The sequence below is a fragment of the Methylovulum psychrotolerans genome (genome assembly GCF_002923755.1).
Lineage (GTDB): Bacteria > Pseudomonadota > Gammaproteobacteria > Methylococcales > Methylomonadaceae > Methylovulum > Methylovulum psychrotolerans.
Genome location: NZ_PGFZ01000008.1, coordinates 224,622 through 243,538 on the forward strand (window position 1 = coordinate 224,622; position 18,917 = coordinate 243,538).

Below are 18,917 nucleotides of genomic sequence, written 5' to 3' on the forward strand. Positions count from 1 at the left end.
GCGGCCAAGCCGGGCTTATTGCCAGCAATCCCCCTCTCTCACGAGATTTTTGGCTTCTCCGTGTTTTGCTTAAGCTGTGTGGCGGCGGTTATTTGTCGGTTTCTGTTTCTGTGGTTTCTAATGGTTCTTGGCCTATGCCATGTGCCGTATAACGTTGCACTTTTTCGAGACGCGCCAGTAAATAATTTTGGCTGTCCTTAGGGTCTTTTGCCAAGCCTGCGCGTACTATAGGCTCTGAAGCTGATTAATCGGCACCCGCAGCATATTCTGCGTCCGGCAGATGGAAAAAGGAAATTTAGCCCCAAATTGGCGGATTATCCCTTAAGCTTAGAAAATTTGTGACAAAACCGATGAGCTGGGTCTGGATTTGTTGCGCTAACACTTGTCCAGTGGACGCATCAACGAACTGGTCTTGGCTACCAACTCAACGGTTGAGGGCGAGATCACGGCCTATTTTATCGGTGAGCTGGCGCGTAAATATCAGGTTAAGACCAGCCGGATTGCCCATGGCGTACCGATGGGTGGCGAGCTGGAATATATTGACAGCAGCACGTTGACACATGCGCTTGATGACTGGAAAGTTTTTTAAAGCTAAGAGTATGAACTCAACAACCACCAATTTAGCGGGTGGTTGTTGAGCTGATATTTAAATGTTTTGCTTGATTCTGGCAAAGACTCTGCTGTTTTTCACAACAGAGCCGTGGGAAAGCTTAAGCCAAATGTATTCCTGTAGAGCTAAATCCAGTCGATAGGAGGCTGGTTGCGGTGGTTACGCCTATTAAAGCCACTAGCGTATCATTGCTGCCATTATCTTGAAACACCCAAGTGCTTGATACTTGCGCATTTGTCGTTGAACTGGGGTCAGGCGCACTTCCTTGAAACGCAACCGTTGAACTATCGGTAATGTTCAGGCTTAAATATTGGAGGACACCGCTGATATTGGTTGCTGTAATGGATACAGGGCTATAAGTGTCTGAGATACCAAAATGGATAATACCGTTTGTGATGTTATGGCTTTTAAAACCGCCAGCATCAATGCCATTAGCTGCGGTTTGGTTGGCGGCGATTTTTATCACGTTTGGAAGATCCAAGGTGTCATTAGCCAAACCAAATTTAACAATCCGGTCTGCTTGGCTGGTAGTGGCGACACTATCGCCTGTGGCAATCCTGACTATGTCGCTGGCCGCCAATGATTCGGTCAAATTCAACACATCAGTACCCGTGCCGCCAATCAGGATATCAGCGCCTTCCCCACCAACCAAAGTGTCGTCGCCGCCCCATCCGGTCAATGTGTTGGCTGCGGAATTGCCAATGATCTTATTGCTCGCGTTAGTCCCTGTGCCATCGGCCACTGCAATGCCGGAAAGCGTCAAATTTTCTACATTACCTTTAAGGCTGGATAGTAATAATGAAAAATTTCCAGATATTTCAATGGTATCAGAGCCTTCACCAGGCTGCTCGACAACTATGTCGCCATCATTGGAAAGATAGTAATAATCATCGCCTTTTCCACCGTAGAGCGTGTCCGCCCCGCCACCGCCATCAAACGTATCATTGCCATCCAAGCCATACAAAGTATTAGCAATGTCATTACCTCTGATGGAGTTGTTATTAATGTTGCCGGTTCCCGTTGTCGCACTGGTACCTTGGCTCAAGGACAGGTTTTCAAAATTAAGTAGCGAAGCCAAAGAAAAATTGACGGCGCTTTGGACGGTATCTGTCCCAGAGCCAGTACCCGAATCCTCTATCAAGGTATCTGTTGTCGAATTGACATAATAAACGTCATCACCCGCCCCGCCCTGTAAAGTATCAATACCATCATGCCCATCCAGAACGTTAACGCCACTATTGCCAATCAGTACGTTATTGGCAGAGTTACCCGTTAAATTTAAGTTTGAGGTACCCGTTAGTTTGGCATTTTCAATGCTGCCACCCCAGTTCGATGTATTTAAATCCAAGGCTATGCCTGCCGATTGCACCCAATCATTACCTTGTCCGGCTTTTTCTGCAATTATTTCACTAACACTATCAACTATATAGGTGTCATCGCCGTAGCCGCCTTCAAAATTGTCAAGGCCACTACCGCCATCCAGATAATCATCACCATAACCACCTTTAAGGATATTGGCTTCTGAGTCACCAATAATTATGTTATTCAGGTTATTGCCTATGCCACTGATCAGGTTGCCCAAAATAGTGAGGTTTTCTACCCCATTGGTAAGGATGTACGCACTGTTGGCGACCGCGACCGCCCCTTTATATTGGACGGTATCTATACCGCCTGTGGTCACAGAATCCTCAATCACTTGATCTGATGCGGAATCGATGCGATAAGTATCATTACCGGCACCGCCTTTCATAATATCATCGCCGGTCGATTTGTCGGTGGCGCTTGCATAGCTCGTTGAATAATACCAACCGTCTAGGATGTCATCGCCTTCATTGCCAATCAAGGTGTTATTGAGGTGGTTGCCACCCAATATGTTATTGGCATTGTTGCCTGTTGCTGAAATGGCTCCAACGACATCAAGCAAATCAATATCTTCAACATTTTTTACTAGACCACTCAGGAGACTGAAACTGGCTTCGGCGGCGACGAGATCTTCCCCCGCTCCCCCGTCAATGGTATCAGTGCCTTGGCCCGCAAAAATAACATCATCGCCATCACCAGCACTGATGGTGTCATTGCCTAGGCCACCATCCAAAATATCATCCAGGTTACTACCTTTTATGTTGTTATTTAAAGAATTACCAATTAACCAAGCCGCCGTATATCCTAATTGGTTAGGGTTATTAACATAAATTTGGTCATCCAAAACCCCGTTTTCGATATTAGTAGGTATATAGACAATCATATCGCCGTAACCGGTTGTTACCAGCGTTGGGTCTAATTCCTTACCATCAGTTCCGACATCGTCATCACGGCCATCACCTTTGAAGTCACGGATGTAATAAATGGTGTCATTACCGCTGGAGTCAATAATGGTTTTTACACCTGTAGCAGGAGCCGTCGCCGTCGAATAAATGTGGTCAAAGGTTATTACATAGCTGTCATCGCCAGCCCCGCCGTTCAGTGTATCCATACCATAGCCAGAGAACAGCACATCATTGCCTGCGCCACCAGTCAAAGTATCTGAGCCTAAACCGCCTTCCAGCCAAGAACCTAAAGCAGGATTGGTGTTGGTGACCGTAATGATGTCGTTGCCAGTACCGCCGTAAACGGTACCTTGATTATTGACTTTAAAAACATCATTGCCATCACCCCCCCACATGACATCATAACCGCCAAAAAAGCTGTCATTGCCAGCCCCGCCAATCATTTGATCGTGTTCTGTGCTTATGGTGCCGTATACGGTTGTAGTGTCGGAGTCATAAAAAGTATCATTACCATCTCCACCATTCATCACATCGGAACCGGAACCTCCGAACAGCGTATCTGAATCGGCACCGCCAAAGAGGTAATCATCGTTAGCGCCACCGTATAACGTATCTGTGCCAGTCCCCCCGTAAAGAATGTCATTGCCATTGTCGCCATAGAGCAGGTCGTTTTCGGTTCCGCCATCCAAGACATCGTTACCATCGCCACCATGCAAGGTATCATTACCTTGGCCTCCAGCGAGAAGATCGTTACCCGTATTGCCCCCAATAATATCATTGCCAGCACCGCCATCGACGGTGTCATCGCCACCTAGCGCATCAATGCTATCGTTGCCGCTACCCAATAATACGTTGTCGTTACCTGATGTTAATAATGTAGTTGCCATATTTAATCCTAGATTTTTACAGTGAAAGGTCTGGTTGTTGTCAAAACGGAAGGCTTACCCTAGAATGTTCGCAGGGTAATGCACAGGGCAAGTGCATAAATAAACTTCTTATTGTACCCTGATCATAGCGTCTAAATGCCAGCCTGTCACCGTCAGGTGATTTTTAAGTGTTTTATAATGTGAACTAGATCACTTTTTAAAACTGCCTTTGCCGATGGGGCCGTTCTTTAGCTGGCTATTTCAGTCTCTTCCAGCTCTTGTGTCCGATAAGTAATTACTCTGTCTTAGTGGGCAAACCGCTGGGGCAGTGCGGCAAGCAGTGCGGGTACTAATGTCCCAATTGCATCAAGCCCCGCTTATCTGTATCCTGCCCGCCTATGCAAATACATCTCATATCAGTAGGAAACCGTATGCCGGGCTGGGTGCTGACAGGCTACGATGAATATGCCAAGCGGATGCCGCGTGAATGCGAACTGGTGCTTAAGGAAATTGCGCCGGGCAAACGGGTCAAGAACAGCGACGTGGCGCGGTTAGTGCGTGACGAAGGCGAGCGGATGATAGCGGCGATTCCGTCCGGGGCGCAGGTTGTGGCCTTGGATATTCCGGGCAAGCCGTGGACGACTCCCGAACTGGCCGAAGCCATGCGCCGCTGGATGGGCAGCGGGCAATCCGTGGCGTTGCTGGTCGGTGGCCCCGAAGGGCTGGCGGACGCGGCGCGGCAACGGGCGCAAGAGTCTTGGAGTTTGTCGAAACTGACTTTTCCGCATCCGTTGGTCCGCATCATCGTCGCCGAACAGGTTTACCGTGCTTGGACTTTATTAAACAACCACCCTTATCACCGCTAATGACTGCCGCGCTTATTTTAGCTTCCGCCTCGCCGCGCCGCCGCGAACTGCTCGACCAAATCGGTATCCGCTATCGGGTTTGTCCGGTCGATATTGACGAAACCCCTAGGCCGGATGAAGCCCCGTTGGCTTATGTGCAACGGGTGGCGGCAGAAAAATCGGCGGCGGCTGTGCTGCGCTTCGGCACGGATATTCCTGTACTGGCGGCCGATACCAGCGTGGTCTTAGATGGGGAGATCATGGGCAAGCCCCAAGACCAAGCCCACGCGCTGGCGATGTTGCGGCGTTTGTCGGGGACGACCCACCAGGTTTATACCGCCGTGTCGTTACGCGGCCTTAGGCATGGCGAGGCGGTCAGTATTAGCGCGGTGACGTTCCGGCCTTTGGCGGAAGCGGAACTGCTGGCCTATTGGGCCAGCGGCGAGCCGCGTGACAAGGCCGGGGCGTATGCCATCCAAGGCCAAGGCGGGGTGTTTGTCGCCGCCCTTAACGGCAGCTTTTCCGGCGTGGTCGGCTTGCCGATTTTTGAAACTGCGCAATTGTTGGCCGCGCAGGGGATTAAGGTCTTTTAAGTTTAGGGATGTGCATAAAGTTAAGCAGGCGTTCATTGCACCACAGCGTGTTAAACCCACCCCAGCCTCCCTTCGCAGGGAAAAAAGCCTCTTCCCCCTGGCAAGCCTAACCCTTTGTCCTATAATGGCAGCGGCTACCCACACTGCCAACTGAGCATCACGTTGTCAACGATTCACCTAATCTCTGTGAATTAATTCCCTTCCTAAGACTCTATGCGGTAACTCAGTTGGCTTTGGTCGGCATAGCCCTGCCAATCGCCCGATTGCATCAGTCGCCGCTTGTCTGTATCCTGCTCGACCATAACCAAAATTTAATTTCAGTGGCGGTCTATTGCGGGACATAACAGGGGGCGGCATACTGAAAGTATGCCGCTAGCCATAAGGTTAGGATGCCAGCGATAGGGCTTAAGCGTCAGGCTGTGCCTGTCGGTAATGGCTTAAACTTAGCCCCATAATGGACAGTATTTATAATGAGCGAAGAGATTTTAATTAATGTGACCCCGCCGGAAACCCGGGTGGCGGTGATTGAAAATGGTGTGGTGCAGGAACTGATTATCGAACGTAGCCGCGAACGCGGGTTGGTCGGCAATATTTATAAAGGCGAAGTTTGTCGGGTTTTGCCCGGAATGCAGGCGGCGTTTGTCGATATTGGCTTGGATCGGGCGGCGTTTTTGCATTTGTCCGATTTATGCAGCAAAGAGCTGGAAAAGAAAGGTTCGGAAAATATCGAGCATTATCTGCATGAAGGCCAAGCCATCATCGTACAGGTGGTCAAAGATCCGTTAGGCTCTAAGGGTGCACGGCTGACCACCGAAATCGCCATTCCCTCGCGCTATCAGGTGTATATGCCGTTTTCGCAAACGTCGGGGGTATCGCAACGCATTGAATGCGATGCCGAACGCGCCCGTTTGCGTGCCTGTTTGGACGGTTTTCGGAAAGAACACGGCTGCGGCGGTTTTATTGCCAGAACCGCTGCCGAATGCGCGGAGGAGTCGGTGTTGCTGGCCGATATGGCGTTTTTGCTGAAATTATGGGAAGCCATCTCGGAAAAAATCGCCACCGCCAAACCGAAGGAATTTATCCATAACGATTTGCCGTTGAGTGTGCGTACCTTGCGGGATTTATATAAGGAAAGCATTGATCGGGTGCGCGTGGATTCGCGCGAGACCTATTTGCGTATGGTCGAATTTGCGGAAATGTTCGTGCCGGAAATTGTCCCGGTGCTGGAGCATTACAGCGGCGAGTGTCCGGTATTTGATATTTACAGCGTCGAGGATGAGATTAAAAAAGCCTTGGAACGTAAGGTTAAGCTGAAATCCGGCGGGCATTTGGTGTTTGACCAAACCGAGGCCATGACCACGGTTGATGTCAACACCGGCGGCTATGTCGGTGGGCGTAATCTGGAAGAGACTATTTTTAAGACCAATCTGGAAGCGGCGCAAACCATTGCCAGACAACTGCGCTTGCGCAATTTGGGCGGTATCATCATTATTGATTTTATCGACATGAAGAGTGAAGACCATAAAAAGCAAGTGTTGCAGGCTTTAGAGCGGCATTTGGAGAAAGACCGCGCCAAAACGAAGATCACCGAGGTGTCGGCTTTAGGCTTGGTGGAGATGACCCGCAAACGTACCCGCGAGAGCTTGGAGCATATCCTGTGTGAACCCTGTAGTGCTTGTGGTGGCCGGGGAGTGCTGAAAACCGCCGAAACTGTGTGTCTGGAGATTTTCCGCGAAATCATCCGCGAAGTGCGGCAATATAAAGTGCAAACCCTGCTGGTGTTGGCTTCTAATGCCGTGGTGGAAATGTTGCTTGATGAAGAGGCGAATATGCTCGCCGAGCTGGAGACGTTTTTGGGTGTGCAGATAAAATTCCGTGCCGAGGCGCAATATAATCAGGAACAGTACGATGTGGTGTTGTTGTAAGCCGATATTCAAGATCGTCGAGACCTTTATTTGTGTGCAGCGTAATACGTTGATACGATCTTGGGACTATTTGACGACCCTTTAAGCCCGGCATAATGTCATGATCCCACGCTTGACCCGTTTATCACGGCACGTTATTTTCTGGAGCTTACTGGCGGTGGCGGTGGGGCTGACGGGATTGCGTGTCGCGTTGGTGGGATTGGAGCATTACCAACGCGAATTGGCGGCGCAAATCAGCACGTTAGTCGGTGCGCCAGTCAGTATCGGACGGTTCCGTGCCAAATTACGCGGCTTTACCCCTGAGCTAATTTTGGACAATATTACCGTCGCCGCGTCTACGCCTGGCCAAAGCCCCGCTGTGGCGTTGCGGCAAGTCCGTATCGGCGTGAATTTGTTGGCGATGGCGGCGAACCGCGAGGTTATGTCATCCGCTTGGGTGACGCTGGTGGGCGCTAAGCTTTCGGTGCAACGCCAAGCGGATGGGCGGATTGCCATTGTCGGCCTGAAAGCGGGGGGAGGGCAACCGGACTGGTTATGGCAAGGCCGCCGTTTCGAGTTATTGCAAAGCGACATTCTCTGGCAAGGCCAGCTTAACTCTAACCAGCCGCTGAGTCTCAAAGGCGTGGATTTGGTGGTGTTTAACCGAGGCCAACAGCACAGCATCAAGCTATTGGCGAAACTGCCCGCCGCTTATGGGCAAGCTTTAACACTGGTGGCGGACTTTACTGGCAACCCTTTTGCGAGTGGTAGCCTCAACGGTACGGCGTATTTGGCCGCTAAGCAATTGAACGCTGCCGCTGTGCCGCTCCGGCAGTGGCCGCAGACCCAAGGTCTGGACATTCGTGCCGGGCAGGCGGATATCGAAATCTGGGGACATATTGCCCAATCACGGATGATGGCGGTATCTGGCGCGGTGTCGGCGCATAAGGTGCAGGTGCAGCGTGATAAGCAGCCGATTTGGAAACTGACAGCATTGCACAGCACTTTTGCTTGGCAACAGGAGGCGCTGGCTCCCGTTTGGCGGCTGGAAGTGCCGCGTTTGCTCTTAAGCCATAACGAGGCAACCCTCGCCGATGTCCGTTTCCGGCTGTCAGGACAAAGTGCCGACGCATTTGCCCCGCAACAACTGGCTTTAGTGACCCGTCAACTGGATATCCAACCCTTATTACGCACCGTCCAATTTTTCGCGCCGGCACTGGCGGTGCAATTGCCCGGCACTGCCCAAGGTACGGTCGATAATGTTTCGTTATGGGTAGATGTGCCGACCCGCGCCGCCGCCATTAACGCCAATATTAACCATCTAGGCTTTGCTCCCGTCGCCGCCTTGCCGGGCGTGGAGAATCTCAGCGGCCACCTGCACGGTACTGGGCAAGGCGGAGTGCTTCAGTTGCGCACTGGTGATGCCCAGTTACTTTTGCCAACATTATTTCGGAAGGCCTTAGTGATTAAACGCTTGGACGGTAGTTTAGCCTGGCAACGCCAGGCGGGTGGTTTAACCTTGTCCAGCGACCGACTTACCCTTGAGCTGTTAGGGGTGCAAACCGTTAACAAGCTCCGCTTGACCTTACCCGAACAAGTGTCAGCTTTACCGTTTTTGGATTTACAAACGGCCTTAATTTGCACGGATGCCAGTCAATTAAAACACTATTTTCCGGTCGGGGTAATGAAGCCCTCTGACATCGTTTGGCTGGACGGGGCATTTGTGCAGGGACAAATTCCTGAAGGTAAACTGGTGTATACGGGGCATCTGGGACAAGCGCTGGCTAGCCCTATTCAAGACTTTGAACCTCAGGACACGGCCGTGGCCGCTAGCGGTGAACCTGCCCGCGCTACCGATACGGTTATCGCTAGCGAACCGCTGGGCGGCGGTTTTTTTGAGGCGTTAATGGAAGTCCGGCATTTGCAACTGAATTATGCGCCCGGTTGGCCGCAATTGACTGATGTTAATGGTCAGCTGCGCTTTTTACAAAACCGTTTGGTGGTGCACGGCGACGAAGGCCATAGCCAGCAATTAAAGGCCAGCCAAGTGACGGTGATTAATCCGGCGGTGGGGGTCAGCGACCATTTGCTGGTGCAGGGCTTGGTCAACGGCAAAATTGCCGATGCGTTGGCGTTTTTAAAAGCCTCACCTTTGCAAAGCCGTATTGGGGCGGTGGCCGATGCCATCAGCACCCAAGGCGACACTGAGGTTAGCTTAGACTTAAGCATACCTTTGGCCTTGGGGGCGCAACCTAAAGTGGACGGCAAGGCGACTTTGAATAATGCCCGCTTAAAAATAGTGGCTTTGGACTTGCCGATGCAGCATATCAACGGCTTGTTAAAATTTAACGAACAGGGTGTTTACAGCGATACCATTAAAGCGGAAACCTTAAACTATCCGGTGGCCGTTACTGTTAGCAGCAACCACGGGCAAACCACTTTAATGGCGGCAGGCCATACCGAGCTGGGTGATCTGGAAGCGCAATTCGGCTTGCCGCATACCGCCTACGCTGACGGTGGCCTGGATTATCAATTGGTTTTCCCCTTGCCGTTGGACAAGCAGCCATCCGAGATAACGATCAATTCGGATTTGCTGGGGGTCGAAGTCAAGCTGCCGGGACTCTTGGCTAAACCCCGCCGTGAGAAGCAGGCCTTTAGTATCGTGTTTGGCTTAGGTAATCCGCAAACCCTGCCGATCACGCTCAATTACGCCGACACCCTAAAAGCCGCCTTGCGCTTTGACTCCGCCCAGCAACGGGTGCTCTCAGGGCATTTGGTCTTAGGGGCCGGCAGTGCCGTGTTACCCGACGCCACCGCCCACGGCTTAAGTATCGGCATCAACCGCCCGACGGTGGATTTACAAGCCATGCTAGGCGGGCTGGCGGGCAGCTCAGGACAAAATCAGGGCTTGGCCGTCCAAAGCGTCCATTTGCATACTGACAACGCCACTTGGGCGCAAGCCCCGTTAGGGGCGGTTGATTTACGCCTACAGGCGCAACCGCAGCATTGGCAGGGGCAGATTGACAGTGCTTTTGCCGTCGGTACGCTGACTGTGCCTTTAGCGGTTACTCCGGTTAGCACTGTTACCTTGGCGATGGAACAGCTAGATTTGGCGGTCATTAAAAAACTGCAAGGGACTGAGCGCCCTAGTCATATAGCGGTGGCTACGGCCTCGGCGGCGGATTCGGCACCAGCACCGCAAACCTTGCCGTTATTAAGCTTGCACAGTCATAAAACGCGTTGGGAAGCCGCCGATTTAGGCAGTTTGGATATCCGTACCGAACGCTTGGCGGACGGCATTGCCTTGACGGCGCTGACACTGGGCAATGCCGCACAGACCCTGAAACTATCCGGGGAGTGGACGGTCAGAGACGGTCGGCAACAAACCCAATTGCATGGGCATCTGGATTTGCCTAATGCCGGGCGCACTTTAGCCGAGTTGGATTTGACCCATGATTTGGTCGGTAGCCACGCCACCGCCGATTTTACCGGACACTGGCGCGGTGCGCCGCACCAGTTTAGCTTGGCGGCCTTGCAAGGTTCGCTGGATGTGTATGCCAACGAAGGGCGGATTTTAAGCATCGAACCGGGCTTGGGGCGGGTGCTGGGCATTTTGGCGATAGATCAATGGGCGAAACGGCTGCAATTGGATTTCCGCGACCTATACGAGGAAGGCTTGATGTTTAATTTTAGCAAAGGCCATTTCCAAATTGCCGACGGCAAAGCCGTGACCCATGATCTGTTGATGGATGCGATTCCGGCACGGATTAGCCTCAGCGGCAGCACTGATTTTGTTAATAAAACCTTGGATATTCAAGCCAGCGTCATTCCCAAAAGTGCCGATGCCTTGCCTATTGCTGGTACAATTGTCGATAAATTTACTAGCTTGGTGGCGCATACCCTGACAGGTAGTGATCAGGACGGCTTCTTGCTGGGATCGCAATACCAATTGGTAGGCAAATGGGGAGTGCTGCAAGTGGTTCCCGAACATGAAAGCGACGGCGTGGTGCCAAAATTGTGGAGCGGGCTGACGGACTTTTCTTGGCTGGATGACGGTAAGCGCCACTAAGATAAAAGATGGCTGGTAAATGCCGAAATGATTTTACGCTTTGGGCTCCGGTTTAACGCCTTGTGTCCTGTGTAGGCAAGCTATACCCTAAAAAACTAATGAAAAGGAGTAACTATGACCTTATGTGCCGCTATCCAGATGGTATCCTCACCGGATGTCGCCGCCAATTTGCAAGCCGCTGGCGAACTGATCGCCGCCGCCACCGCGAAGGGCGCGAAGCTGGTGGTGTTGCCGGAGAACTTCGCGCTCATGGGGCTGCATGAATTGGATAAGGTCAAGGTGAAAGAAGCCGATGGCAATGGCCCCATCCAAGATTTTCTTGCCGCCACCGCCCAGCAACACGCGGTCTGGATTATTGCCGGTACGATGCCGATAGCGGCACAGGCCGAGGAGAAAGTCCGCGCCGCCTGCTTGGTGTATAACGACAGGGGCGAGCGGGTCGCCCGTTACGATAAAATCCATTTGTTCGATGTCAGTGTGCCGGAGACGGGTGAAGTCTACCGTGAATCCGCGTCCATTGAAGCCGGACAAGAGCGGGTGGTGGTCGATACCCCATTCGGGCGTATCGGTTTGGCGGTGTGTTATGATTTGCGCTTCCCCGAATTCTTCCGCACTATGAGCCAGCAAGGCGTGGACATTTTGGTATTCCCCGCCGCCTTTACTGCCGCTACGGGCGCGGCGCATTGGGAAGTGCTGCTGCGGGCGCGGGCTATTGAAAACCTCTGCTACGTCATTGCCCCCAATCAAGGCGGCTTGCACGGCAATGGCCGCAAGACCTTTGGCCACAGTATGGTCATTGACCCATGGGGGGCGGTGCAGGATTGCCACGCCGAAGGCCCAGGCTTTGCTTTGGCTGATATTGATCTAACCCGCCTCGGCCAAGTGCGCGGGGCGTTTCCTGTCTTAAACCATCGACGTTTTAACTGTGAATGATATGAAAGTTGCCAGAAAAACTATGGGTGTGTTGGCCTTGGCGGTATTGGCCGCGTGTAGCGGCGATGACCCGCGTTATCACAACACCGAAATGCTCGAACGCCCGCCTGTTTTGATAACCCATAAGACGGCGGCGGAACAAGTCGCCGTAGATGCTGACGTTACTGCGGCCCCCGCGACTGAGGCCGAGCTTGCGGTAGTCAAAGATGATAGCATTGTCCCTAAGGCCAAGCATAAAAAAGGCTTGAAAGACGATGTTTATGTTACTGCCTCCAAGCCGCCAGTGCTTAACATCAAACAACCATTGGGGATTGCGTGGGATACGTTGAAATTGGCATTGACCCAAAGTGAAATCAAAGTCACTGACGCTGTGCGTGATAAGGGGTTGTTTTTTGTCTCCTACAACCCCAAATCCCTGTTAGGTGCGGTCGCCTCACTGGTTATTAAGGAAGAAAAGCAGGTCATTTATGTGATCAGCGTCGAACCTAACGGCCAAGAGACCCGGGTCAGCGTTAAAAAAGCCAGTGAAGCCGAGCAAAGCAGTGAATTGGATGCGCGGAATATCGACCAAGATGCCGCTGATGATGCCGAAGCCCTGCTATACCAATTGTTCGAAACCTTGCATGATGATTTGAAGATGATATAAGGACTTAAGGCGCAACAGGCGACTGTGTCGGGCAAGCGGTTTCTGCCCGCCGCGCCGCTGTTGAACCGAGGCAGGTTTAATAGCAGTGGCTTTTGTTGACGGGCTTTGGGCAACCCAATATATAGCTAACGCAGTATAAATTGATTGTAAAGCCGTTCGCCCTGAGCTTGTCGAAGGGCTATGGTGGTTCGACAAGCTCACCACGAACGGCATCATTTTATTGTGCTTTAGCTATATCGGTTTGTCGGGCAACAACAACGCCTGCCTGACAAACCTTTGCCATGCTGTCATATCCATTTCCAACCCTTTAACCCAAACCGCTATTGTGCCGGTATCAGCCTTTGGCGCGGATCTTATTATGAATTTATTAAACCTTGCCAGAGACGCTATCTTGACCCCTGCGGGCCTCCAAGACCGCGATATTGAAACCATCATGAGCCGCTTGCTTAGCGTGCCTGTCGATGCCGCCGACATCTACTTTCAAACCAGCCATTCCGAATCCTGGGTGATGGAGGGCGGCATTATCAAAGAAGGCAGCCACAACATCGAACAAGGGGCGGGGGTACGCGCGGTCGCGGGCGAAAAAACCGGCTTTGCCTACAGCGACCGCTTAGAACTGCCGGTGCTGCTGGCGGCGGCGACTAACGTTAATGCCATCTTAAAACAAGGCCAAGACGCGCAAGTCAATTTAAAAATTGCCGCCAGCCCGAACCGCCTGTATCCGTTTGCCAATCCCCTAAAATCCCTGCCGGATCAAGAAAAAATCGCCTTGCTGCAAGCGGTGGAATCCGCTACCCGCCAGCTCGACAGCCGGATTGAAGAAGTCATCGTCAGCCTGATCGGTGTCCACGAAAGCATTCTGGTCGCCAATCAAGACGGCTCTTTAGCGGCGGACATCCGGCCTTTGGTGCGTATGAACGTAACCGTCATCGTGGTCGAAAATGGCCGACGCGAACAGGGCAGCATGGGTGGCGGGGCGCGGGCCGATTACCACTATTTCCTTGCTCAAGACCGCGCCTTGGACTATGGGCGCGAAGCGGTGCGCTTAGCCTTAGTCAATCTGGCAGCGGGCGAAGCCCCGGCGGGTAATATGACGGTGGTCTTAGGCCCCGGTTGGCCGGGGATTTTGCTGCACGAAGCCATCGGCCATGGTTTAGAAGGCGATTTCAACCGCAAAGGCACCTCCGCATTCAGTGGCCGCGTCGGCGAGCGGGTCGCCTCCAGCTTATGCACCGTGGTCGACGACGGCACTTTGTCGGGCCGTCGCGGCTCTTTAAGCATTGATGACGAAGGCACACCCACCGAGCAAACCGTACTGATTGAAAACGGCATTCTGAAAGGTTATATGCAGGACAAGCTCAACGCCCGCTTGATGGGCGTAAGCCCGACAGGTAACGGGCGGCGCGAGTCCTACGCCAGCCTGCCCATGCCACGCATGACTAACACCTATATGCTGCCAGGGGCGCATGACCCTGAAGAAATCATCAAATCGGTGAAAAAAGGCCTGTACGCGAAAAACTTTGCCGGTGGGCAAGTGGACATCACCTCCGGCAAGTTCGTGTTCTCCGCCAGCGAAGCCTATCTGATCGAAGACGGCAAAATCACCCGCCCCGTCAGAGGCGCGACCCTCATCGGCAACGGCCCGGATGTGCTGACCAAAGTCTCCATGGTCGGCAACGATTTGGAACTCGATAGCGGCGTCGGCACCTGCGGCAAAGACGGGCAAAGCGTCCCCGTAGGCGTAGGCCAGCCAACCTTAAAAATTGACGGATTGACGGTGGGTGGGACTAGCGTTTAGTATCTACAAAAATTACACCGCCAATGGGTAATGTACTTAAGTTTTGCGGACTATCTTTATGACGACTAAATCAAAAATAGAATGGACAGAACAAACATGGAATCCCACTACTGGTTGCACTAAGATTTCAGCGGGTTGCAAGTATTGTTATGCTGAAACTATGGCTAAACGTTTGCAGGCTATGCAAGTTAAGGGTTATGAAAATGGTTTTGACTTATCTATTTTATCAGAACGGCTTAGCGAGCCATTAAAGCGTAAAAAACCTACGCTTTATTTTGTCAATTCTATGAGCGACTTATTTCATGAAGGTGTTTCTGATGAATTTATAGGGCAAGTGTTTAATGTCATAGAACAAGCCCCCCAGCATCAGTTTCAAATTTTAACGAAACGGGCGGAACGGTTAGCGGTATTTTTTAAAAATCGTACTCCTCCTGTTAATGCGTGGTTAGGCGTTTCAGTAGAAAATAGAAATGACGGCTTAGCCCGTATCGAGCATTTACGAACGGTTAATGCGGCAATACGCTTTCTTTCTTGTGAGCCGCTACTTGAAGATTTGGGGTCGGTTGATTTAAACGGCATCCATTGGGTGATTGTGGGCGGGGAATCCGGTGTTAAGGCTAGACCCATGAAACCTGAATGGGCAGATGGGATACGTTTGCAATGTTTGGAACAAAATGTACAGTTTTTCTTTAAACAGTGGGGTGGCTGGGGAGCGGATGGGAAAAAACGCTCTAAAAAAGAAAATGGCCGAGCGTTAAATGGTCGGGTTTTTAATGAAATGCCGATTCATAACATTTATTAGGAACCAAAATTGAATGGCGAAGAAAAAATACGAATGGAGTTTTGATTGCCCCCCACCTTTAGAGCAACATAGCTTAGCAAAGCATGACATTCTAAAAGCATATTTAATCCGCTATATTCAAACGTTAGTTTCCCATCCATCCCAAGAAGAATTAAAACTAACGTTAATTGATGGGTTTTCTGGTGGAGGTGTTTATAGCCATAATGACTCAAAAGAAATTATCTATGGTTCTCCGCTTATTATGCTGGATGCTATGGCGGAAGCAAGCGTTTCTATTAACAGAAAACGCCGCAAGCCCATTAAGTTTAATATTCACTATTTCTTTATAGATAATGATAAAAATGCCTGTATTTGCTTAAAAGAAACCTTAAAATCAAAGGGCTATGGTCACTTAATAGGCGAGTCAATTTTTGTTCTTGAGTCTTCTTTTCAAGACAAAGCCGACACTATTATTGAATTTATTAATAAAAAAAGTCGCGCCAGACATGCTATATTTCTGCTGGATCAATACGGTTATAAAGAAGTTCCTGTTCCTTTAATTAAAAAAATCCTGTATAGCTCCCTTAAATCAGAAATTATTTTAAATTTCAATGTCGATTCGTTATTAACATACATTAGTGATAAAAAAGACTTGGCACAAACGCTACTTAATGCAATAGGCACTCCTCATGCTTTAAAAGGCCGCACGATAGAAGATATTAAAAGCTCAACAAAAGACTGGCGACTGTATATCCAAAGCTGTCTTTACCGGGATCTGGTTTTAAACTGTGGAGCAAGTTACTACACGCGCTTTTTTATTCGCTCACCAGAGGGGCATGGTGATTATTGGTTGGTGCATTTGTCGCAACATCCAAAAGCGCGTGATGTGATGACAGAAATCCATTGGGAAAAGAATAATCATTTTATTCATTACGGTGGTGCGGGATTAGATATGTTTATGACGGGATATCTTCCGCAATTAGATAATAATTACACTAAGCAAGCCGAATTTGATGCCCTTTATTTTGATGAAACGGCAAAAGAGAAAAGTATTGAAGAGTTAAAGCGAGACATTGTCCGTATTATCAATAACGATAGCGTCACTTTTGAAAAGTTATTTATTGTTACCTGCAATAACTCACCTGCTTCAGCAAAAATTTATAAAGAAGCAATAGCCAAATTGATTGAATATAAAGAAATTGAAGTGGTTAGCGAACAAGGGCGAAAACGCCTGTCAGCTAATTCCATAAAAGCAAGCGACATTATTACTAAACATCGCCAAAGCTCAATATTAATATTTACTTTCTAATACGTTGTTGCTGTTTACGTTATAGCTACACCGCTAATTATACGTCACTTGAAAAATAATTTACTCATGAAATCTGTCGTTTTGTCTTCTTCTCTGTTCCGCCCCGAAATCCTCGCCCTATCCGCCTATAAAGTCGCTGATGCCAGCGGTATGGTCAAGCTCGATGCGATGGAAAATCCTTACCATTGGCCTGAGGATATTAAAGCCGCGTGGTTGGCGGAACTCCAAGATTGCCCGATTAACCGCTACCCCGACCCCGAAGCGCGGCAGTTGGCGGCGACCTTGCGGGAGGTGGAGCAAATCCCCGCTGACTTTGATATTTTGCTGGGCAATGGTTCCGACGAGATCATCCAAATGCTTTTGATGGCCTTGCCGCCGACCGCCAGCGTTTTGGCACCTGCGCCTGGTTTTGTTATGTACAAACAACTGAGCGATAGCCTCAGCCTGCGTTACCACGCTGTCCCCCTAGTCGCCGACGGGTTTGGCTTGGATTTGCCCGCCCTGTTGGCGACTATTGCTGCGCACCAGCCGTCGGTGATTTTTCTCGCCTACCCCAACAACCCGACCGCCAACCTGTTCGACCCCGCCGCCATGATTGCCATTATCGAAGCCGCACACGGTTTGGTGGTGATTGATGAAGCCTACGCGCCGTTTGCCCACGCCACGTTTATGGATAAACTGGCCGCTTACGATAATCTGCTGGTGATGCGCACGGTGTCTAAGTTAGGTTTGGCGGGGCTGCGCTTAGGCTATCTGGTCGGCCAGCCGAAATGGCTAGGCGAGTTGAATAAAATCCGCCTGCCTTATAACATCAACAGCCTGACCCAAATCACCGCCGACTTCGCCTTGCGCCATAAGCCCCTGTTTGACGGGCAAACTCAGCGCATTTGTGAACAACGGGCGGTGGTTATGGAACATATCAACGCCTTGCCCGGACTGTTGGCCTATCCTAGCGCGGCGAATTTTATCCTCTTTAAAACGCCCAGCGGTCAAGCCGACGCTATTTTTGCCGCGTTGAAAGCGCAGGGGGTGTTGATTAAAAACCTCAGCCCCCAAGGCGGGCTATTGGCCGACTGCCTGCGCGTTACCGTGGGTACGCCGGAAGAAAATGCGGCGTTTTTGCAGGCTTTGGGGCAGAGCCTTAAAGATTGACTGTCTTTGGGGAAACTAAGCAATGGGTAGGGTGTATGGTCGAGCTTTTCACCCTATGCGCGTTTATGGTGTGTTGTTGCAGCTTATCGTTTGTACACGCAGTTCGGCCATTGTGCAAAGGACATTAACTTCGCGTAGCTAACCTTGAAAGTGTTTCGGGGTGAGTTGTTTTGTGCAGCTAATTAAGGTGGTTCCATTTAAGATGTTACACCTTAACACGCCGATTGTTTGGCTAAAAGCGCGTGGACAGAACAGCTAGCTTATTAAGTTCTTCCCGCAAAAAAACCTGCATTAACGCTCTTCGTCAATAAATGGCAACTCACTCGCGTCCAAGCCTGTAATTTCCACGATTTCCGTTACAGAAAAATTTCTTTGGATTAGCTGCTTGGCGACCATGATGGCCCTATTCCGTTCACCCATATCCATGCCCATATCGATGCCCCGCTCAATGCCCTTCTTCTGCCCCAAAATAAAGCTAGGCAGTTTCTCTATCTCTATTTGTAACATTGCAAACTCCTGCTGTATGTCTAGGTGGATGTTCCGGTTACTGGCCAATATCTCCAACATGCTGAGATATTCGCGTAGCCGCTTACTGTCGTCTTGGGTAAGGGCGATCAGCTTGGTGATGATGTCATGGATGACGGTTTTTGCGTCGGTACCCTGCAAATCGCACAACAAAGCCAGCACGATGGCATCAGGGCTGTTTTGGGTAATGAAAAACCGATAATCCATCTCGTGCATATCCAGCACCGTATAGCGGTAGTGCAACTGCGGGGTTTGGATATGGCCTGGCATCGCTAACGCGGACTTGCCGATGTACAGCAAATATTGGCAAACTTCCTCGCCCGGATGGCACAGCCTAATGTCGGTCAGATACCGCAACATCCTATCCGGCATATCTTTTTGGTTTTGATTTTGGATTTCGATATGCAGGATGAAGGTTTTGCCGCTGTGGTCGCTGACCCGCGCCAGCAAATCTGCCCGCCTGTCTTCCAGGCGTTGCTGCTCGGTTTCTATCAGTTCGGCCGCCGCCAAGGGCAAATTAAAGATATACGTCGCCACATCCACGAGGATGCGCTTAAAAATCTGCTTGGAGATAATGTCTTTTTGCCCCATGCCTTACTCTATCGATAACCTTTGATTA

General features: G+C 50.6%; 13 protein-coding genes and 1 pseudogene. 11 read left to right on the top strand and 3 right to left on the bottom strand.

What is annotated here, in order from left to right; all coding sequences use genetic code 11:
- Positions 1–88: 88 nt before the first annotated feature.
- On the bottom strand, positions 89–214 hold the full coding sequence (locus AADEFJLK_RS25935) for a hypothetical protein (protein ID WP_282957372.1): 126 nt from the start codon (positions 212–214) through the stop codon (positions 89–91).
- Positions 215–349: 135 nt separating this feature from the next.
- Here AADEFJLK_RS25935 and AADEFJLK_RS17030 point away from each other — a divergent pair.
- Positions 350–589 (top strand): annotated as a pseudogene (locus AADEFJLK_RS17030) (toprim domain-containing protein); the annotation flags it as partial.
- Positions 590–710: 121 nt separating this feature from the next.
- Here AADEFJLK_RS17030 and AADEFJLK_RS17035 read toward each other — a convergent pair.
- Positions 711–3,764 carry a calcium-binding protein gene (locus AADEFJLK_RS17035; RefSeq protein WP_103975069.1) on the bottom strand — a complete coding sequence of 1,018 codons (3,054 nt, stop codon included), beginning with the start codon at positions 3,762–3,764 and terminating at the stop codon, positions 711–713.
- Positions 3,765–4,141: 377 nt separating this feature from the next.
- On the opposite strand from AADEFJLK_RS17035, the gene rlmH reads away from it, so the two are divergent.
- The 10 genes from rlmH (at position 4,142) to hisC (ending at position 17,773) form a co-directional block, all read left to right on the top strand.
- Positions 4,142–4,609: a 23S rRNA (pseudouridine(1915)-N(3))-methyltransferase RlmH gene (gene rlmH, locus AADEFJLK_RS17040; RefSeq protein ID WP_088619220.1), complete on the top strand. Its 468-nt coding sequence runs from the start codon at positions 4,142–4,144 to the stop codon at positions 4,607–4,609.
- Positions 4,609–5,181, top strand: coding sequence for a Maf family protein (locus AADEFJLK_RS17045; protein ID WP_088619219.1), 573 nt, complete (start codon positions 4,609–4,611; stop codon positions 5,179–5,181). The genes rlmH and AADEFJLK_RS17045 overlap by 1 nt, the downstream gene beginning before the upstream one ends.
- A 470-nt stretch (positions 5,182–5,651) precedes the next feature.
- Positions 5,652–7,106, top strand: coding sequence for a ribonuclease G (gene rng, locus AADEFJLK_RS17050; protein ID WP_088619218.1), 1,455 nt, complete (start codon positions 5,652–5,654; stop codon positions 7,104–7,106).
- Positions 7,107–7,206: 100 nt separating this feature from the next.
- Positions 7,207–11,154, top strand: coding sequence for a YhdP family phospholipid transporter (locus AADEFJLK_RS17055; RefSeq protein ID WP_103975070.1), 3,948 nt, complete (start codon positions 7,207–7,209; stop codon positions 11,152–11,154).
- 114 nt (positions 11,155–11,268) lie between these two features.
- The gene (locus tag AADEFJLK_RS17060) at positions 11,269–12,087 is read left to right on the top strand and encodes a carbon-nitrogen hydrolase family protein (RefSeq protein ID WP_103975071.1); all 819 of its coding nucleotides are present in this window, start codon (positions 11,269–11,271) and stop codon (positions 12,085–12,087) included.
- Position 12,088: 1 nt separating this feature from the next.
- Positions 12,089–12,733 (top strand): NlpB/DapX family lipoprotein, encoded by a 645-nt coding sequence (gene bamC, locus AADEFJLK_RS17065; protein ID WP_088619215.1) that lies wholly within the window; start codon positions 12,089–12,091, stop codon positions 12,731–12,733.
- Between the two features lie 358 nt (positions 12,734–13,091).
- Complete coding sequence (gene tldD / locus AADEFJLK_RS17070) at positions 13,092–14,531, top strand: metalloprotease TldD (protein WP_103975114.1); 1,440 nt, start codon at positions 13,092–13,094, stop codon at positions 14,529–14,531.
- A gap of 58 nt (positions 14,532–14,589) precedes the next feature.
- The gene (locus tag AADEFJLK_RS17075; RefSeq protein WP_103975072.1) at positions 14,590–15,333 is read left to right on the top strand and encodes a DUF5131 family protein; all 744 of its coding nucleotides are present in this window, start codon (positions 14,590–14,592) and stop codon (positions 15,331–15,333) included.
- 13 nt (positions 15,334–15,346) lie between these two features.
- Positions 15,347–16,621: a three-Cys-motif partner protein TcmP gene (locus AADEFJLK_RS17080; protein WP_103975073.1), complete on the top strand. Its 1,275-nt coding sequence runs from the start codon at positions 15,347–15,349 to the stop codon at positions 16,619–16,621.
- A 66-nt stretch (positions 16,622–16,687) separates the two neighbouring features.
- Positions 16,688–17,773, top strand: a complete 1,086-nt coding sequence (gene hisC, locus AADEFJLK_RS17085; RefSeq protein ID WP_103975074.1) for a histidinol-phosphate transaminase — start codon at positions 16,688–16,690, stop codon at positions 17,771–17,773.
- A 291-nt stretch (positions 17,774–18,064) separates the two neighbouring features.
- Here the strand turns inward: hisC and AADEFJLK_RS17090 are convergent, their stop codons facing one another.
- Positions 18,065–18,889: an RpnC/YadD family protein gene (locus AADEFJLK_RS17090; protein WP_103975075.1), complete on the bottom strand. Its 825-nt coding sequence runs from the start codon at positions 18,887–18,889 to the stop codon at positions 18,065–18,067.
- Positions 18,890–18,917 lie beyond the last annotated feature (28 nt).

Excerpts from the sequence above, each read along its gene's own strand:
- AADEFJLK_RS17080 (WP_103975073.1), top strand. The coding sequence starts at position 15,347 with ATGGCGAAGAAAAAATACGAATGGAGTTTTGATTGCCCCCCACCTTTA.
- AADEFJLK_RS17055 (WP_103975070.1), top strand. The coding sequence starts at position 7,207 with ATGATCCCACGCTTGACCCGTTTATCACGGCACGTTATTTTCTGGAGC.
- AADEFJLK_RS17035 (WP_103975069.1), bottom strand. The coding sequence starts at position 3,764 with ATGGCAACTACATTATTAACATCAGGTAACGACAACGTATTATTGGGT.
- tldD (WP_103975114.1), top strand. The coding sequence starts at position 13,092 with ATGAATTTATTAAACCTTGCCAGAGACGCTATCTTGACCCCTGCGGGC.
- rng (WP_088619218.1), top strand. The coding sequence starts at position 5,652 with ATGAGCGAAGAGATTTTAATTAATGTGACCCCGCCGGAAACCCGGGTG.
- hisC (WP_103975074.1), top strand. The coding sequence starts at position 16,688 with ATGAAATCTGTCGTTTTGTCTTCTTCTCTGTTCCGCCCCGAAATCCTC.
- rlmH (WP_088619220.1), top strand. The coding sequence starts at position 4,142 with ATGCAAATACATCTCATATCAGTAGGAAACCGTATGCCGGGCTGGGTG.
- AADEFJLK_RS17075 (WP_103975072.1), top strand. The coding sequence starts at position 14,590 with ATGACGACTAAATCAAAAATAGAATGGACAGAACAAACATGGAATCCC.
- AADEFJLK_RS17090 (WP_103975075.1), bottom strand. The coding sequence starts at position 18,889 with ATGGGGCAAAAAGACATTATCTCCAAGCAGATTTTTAAGCGCATCCTC.
- bamC (WP_088619215.1), top strand. The coding sequence starts at position 12,089 with ATGAAAGTTGCCAGAAAAACTATGGGTGTGTTGGCCTTGGCGGTATTG.
- AADEFJLK_RS17045 (WP_088619219.1), top strand. The coding sequence starts at position 4,609 with ATGACTGCCGCGCTTATTTTAGCTTCCGCCTCGCCGCGCCGCCGCGAA.
- AADEFJLK_RS17060 (WP_103975071.1), top strand. The coding sequence starts at position 11,269 with ATGACCTTATGTGCCGCTATCCAGATGGTATCCTCACCGGATGTCGCC.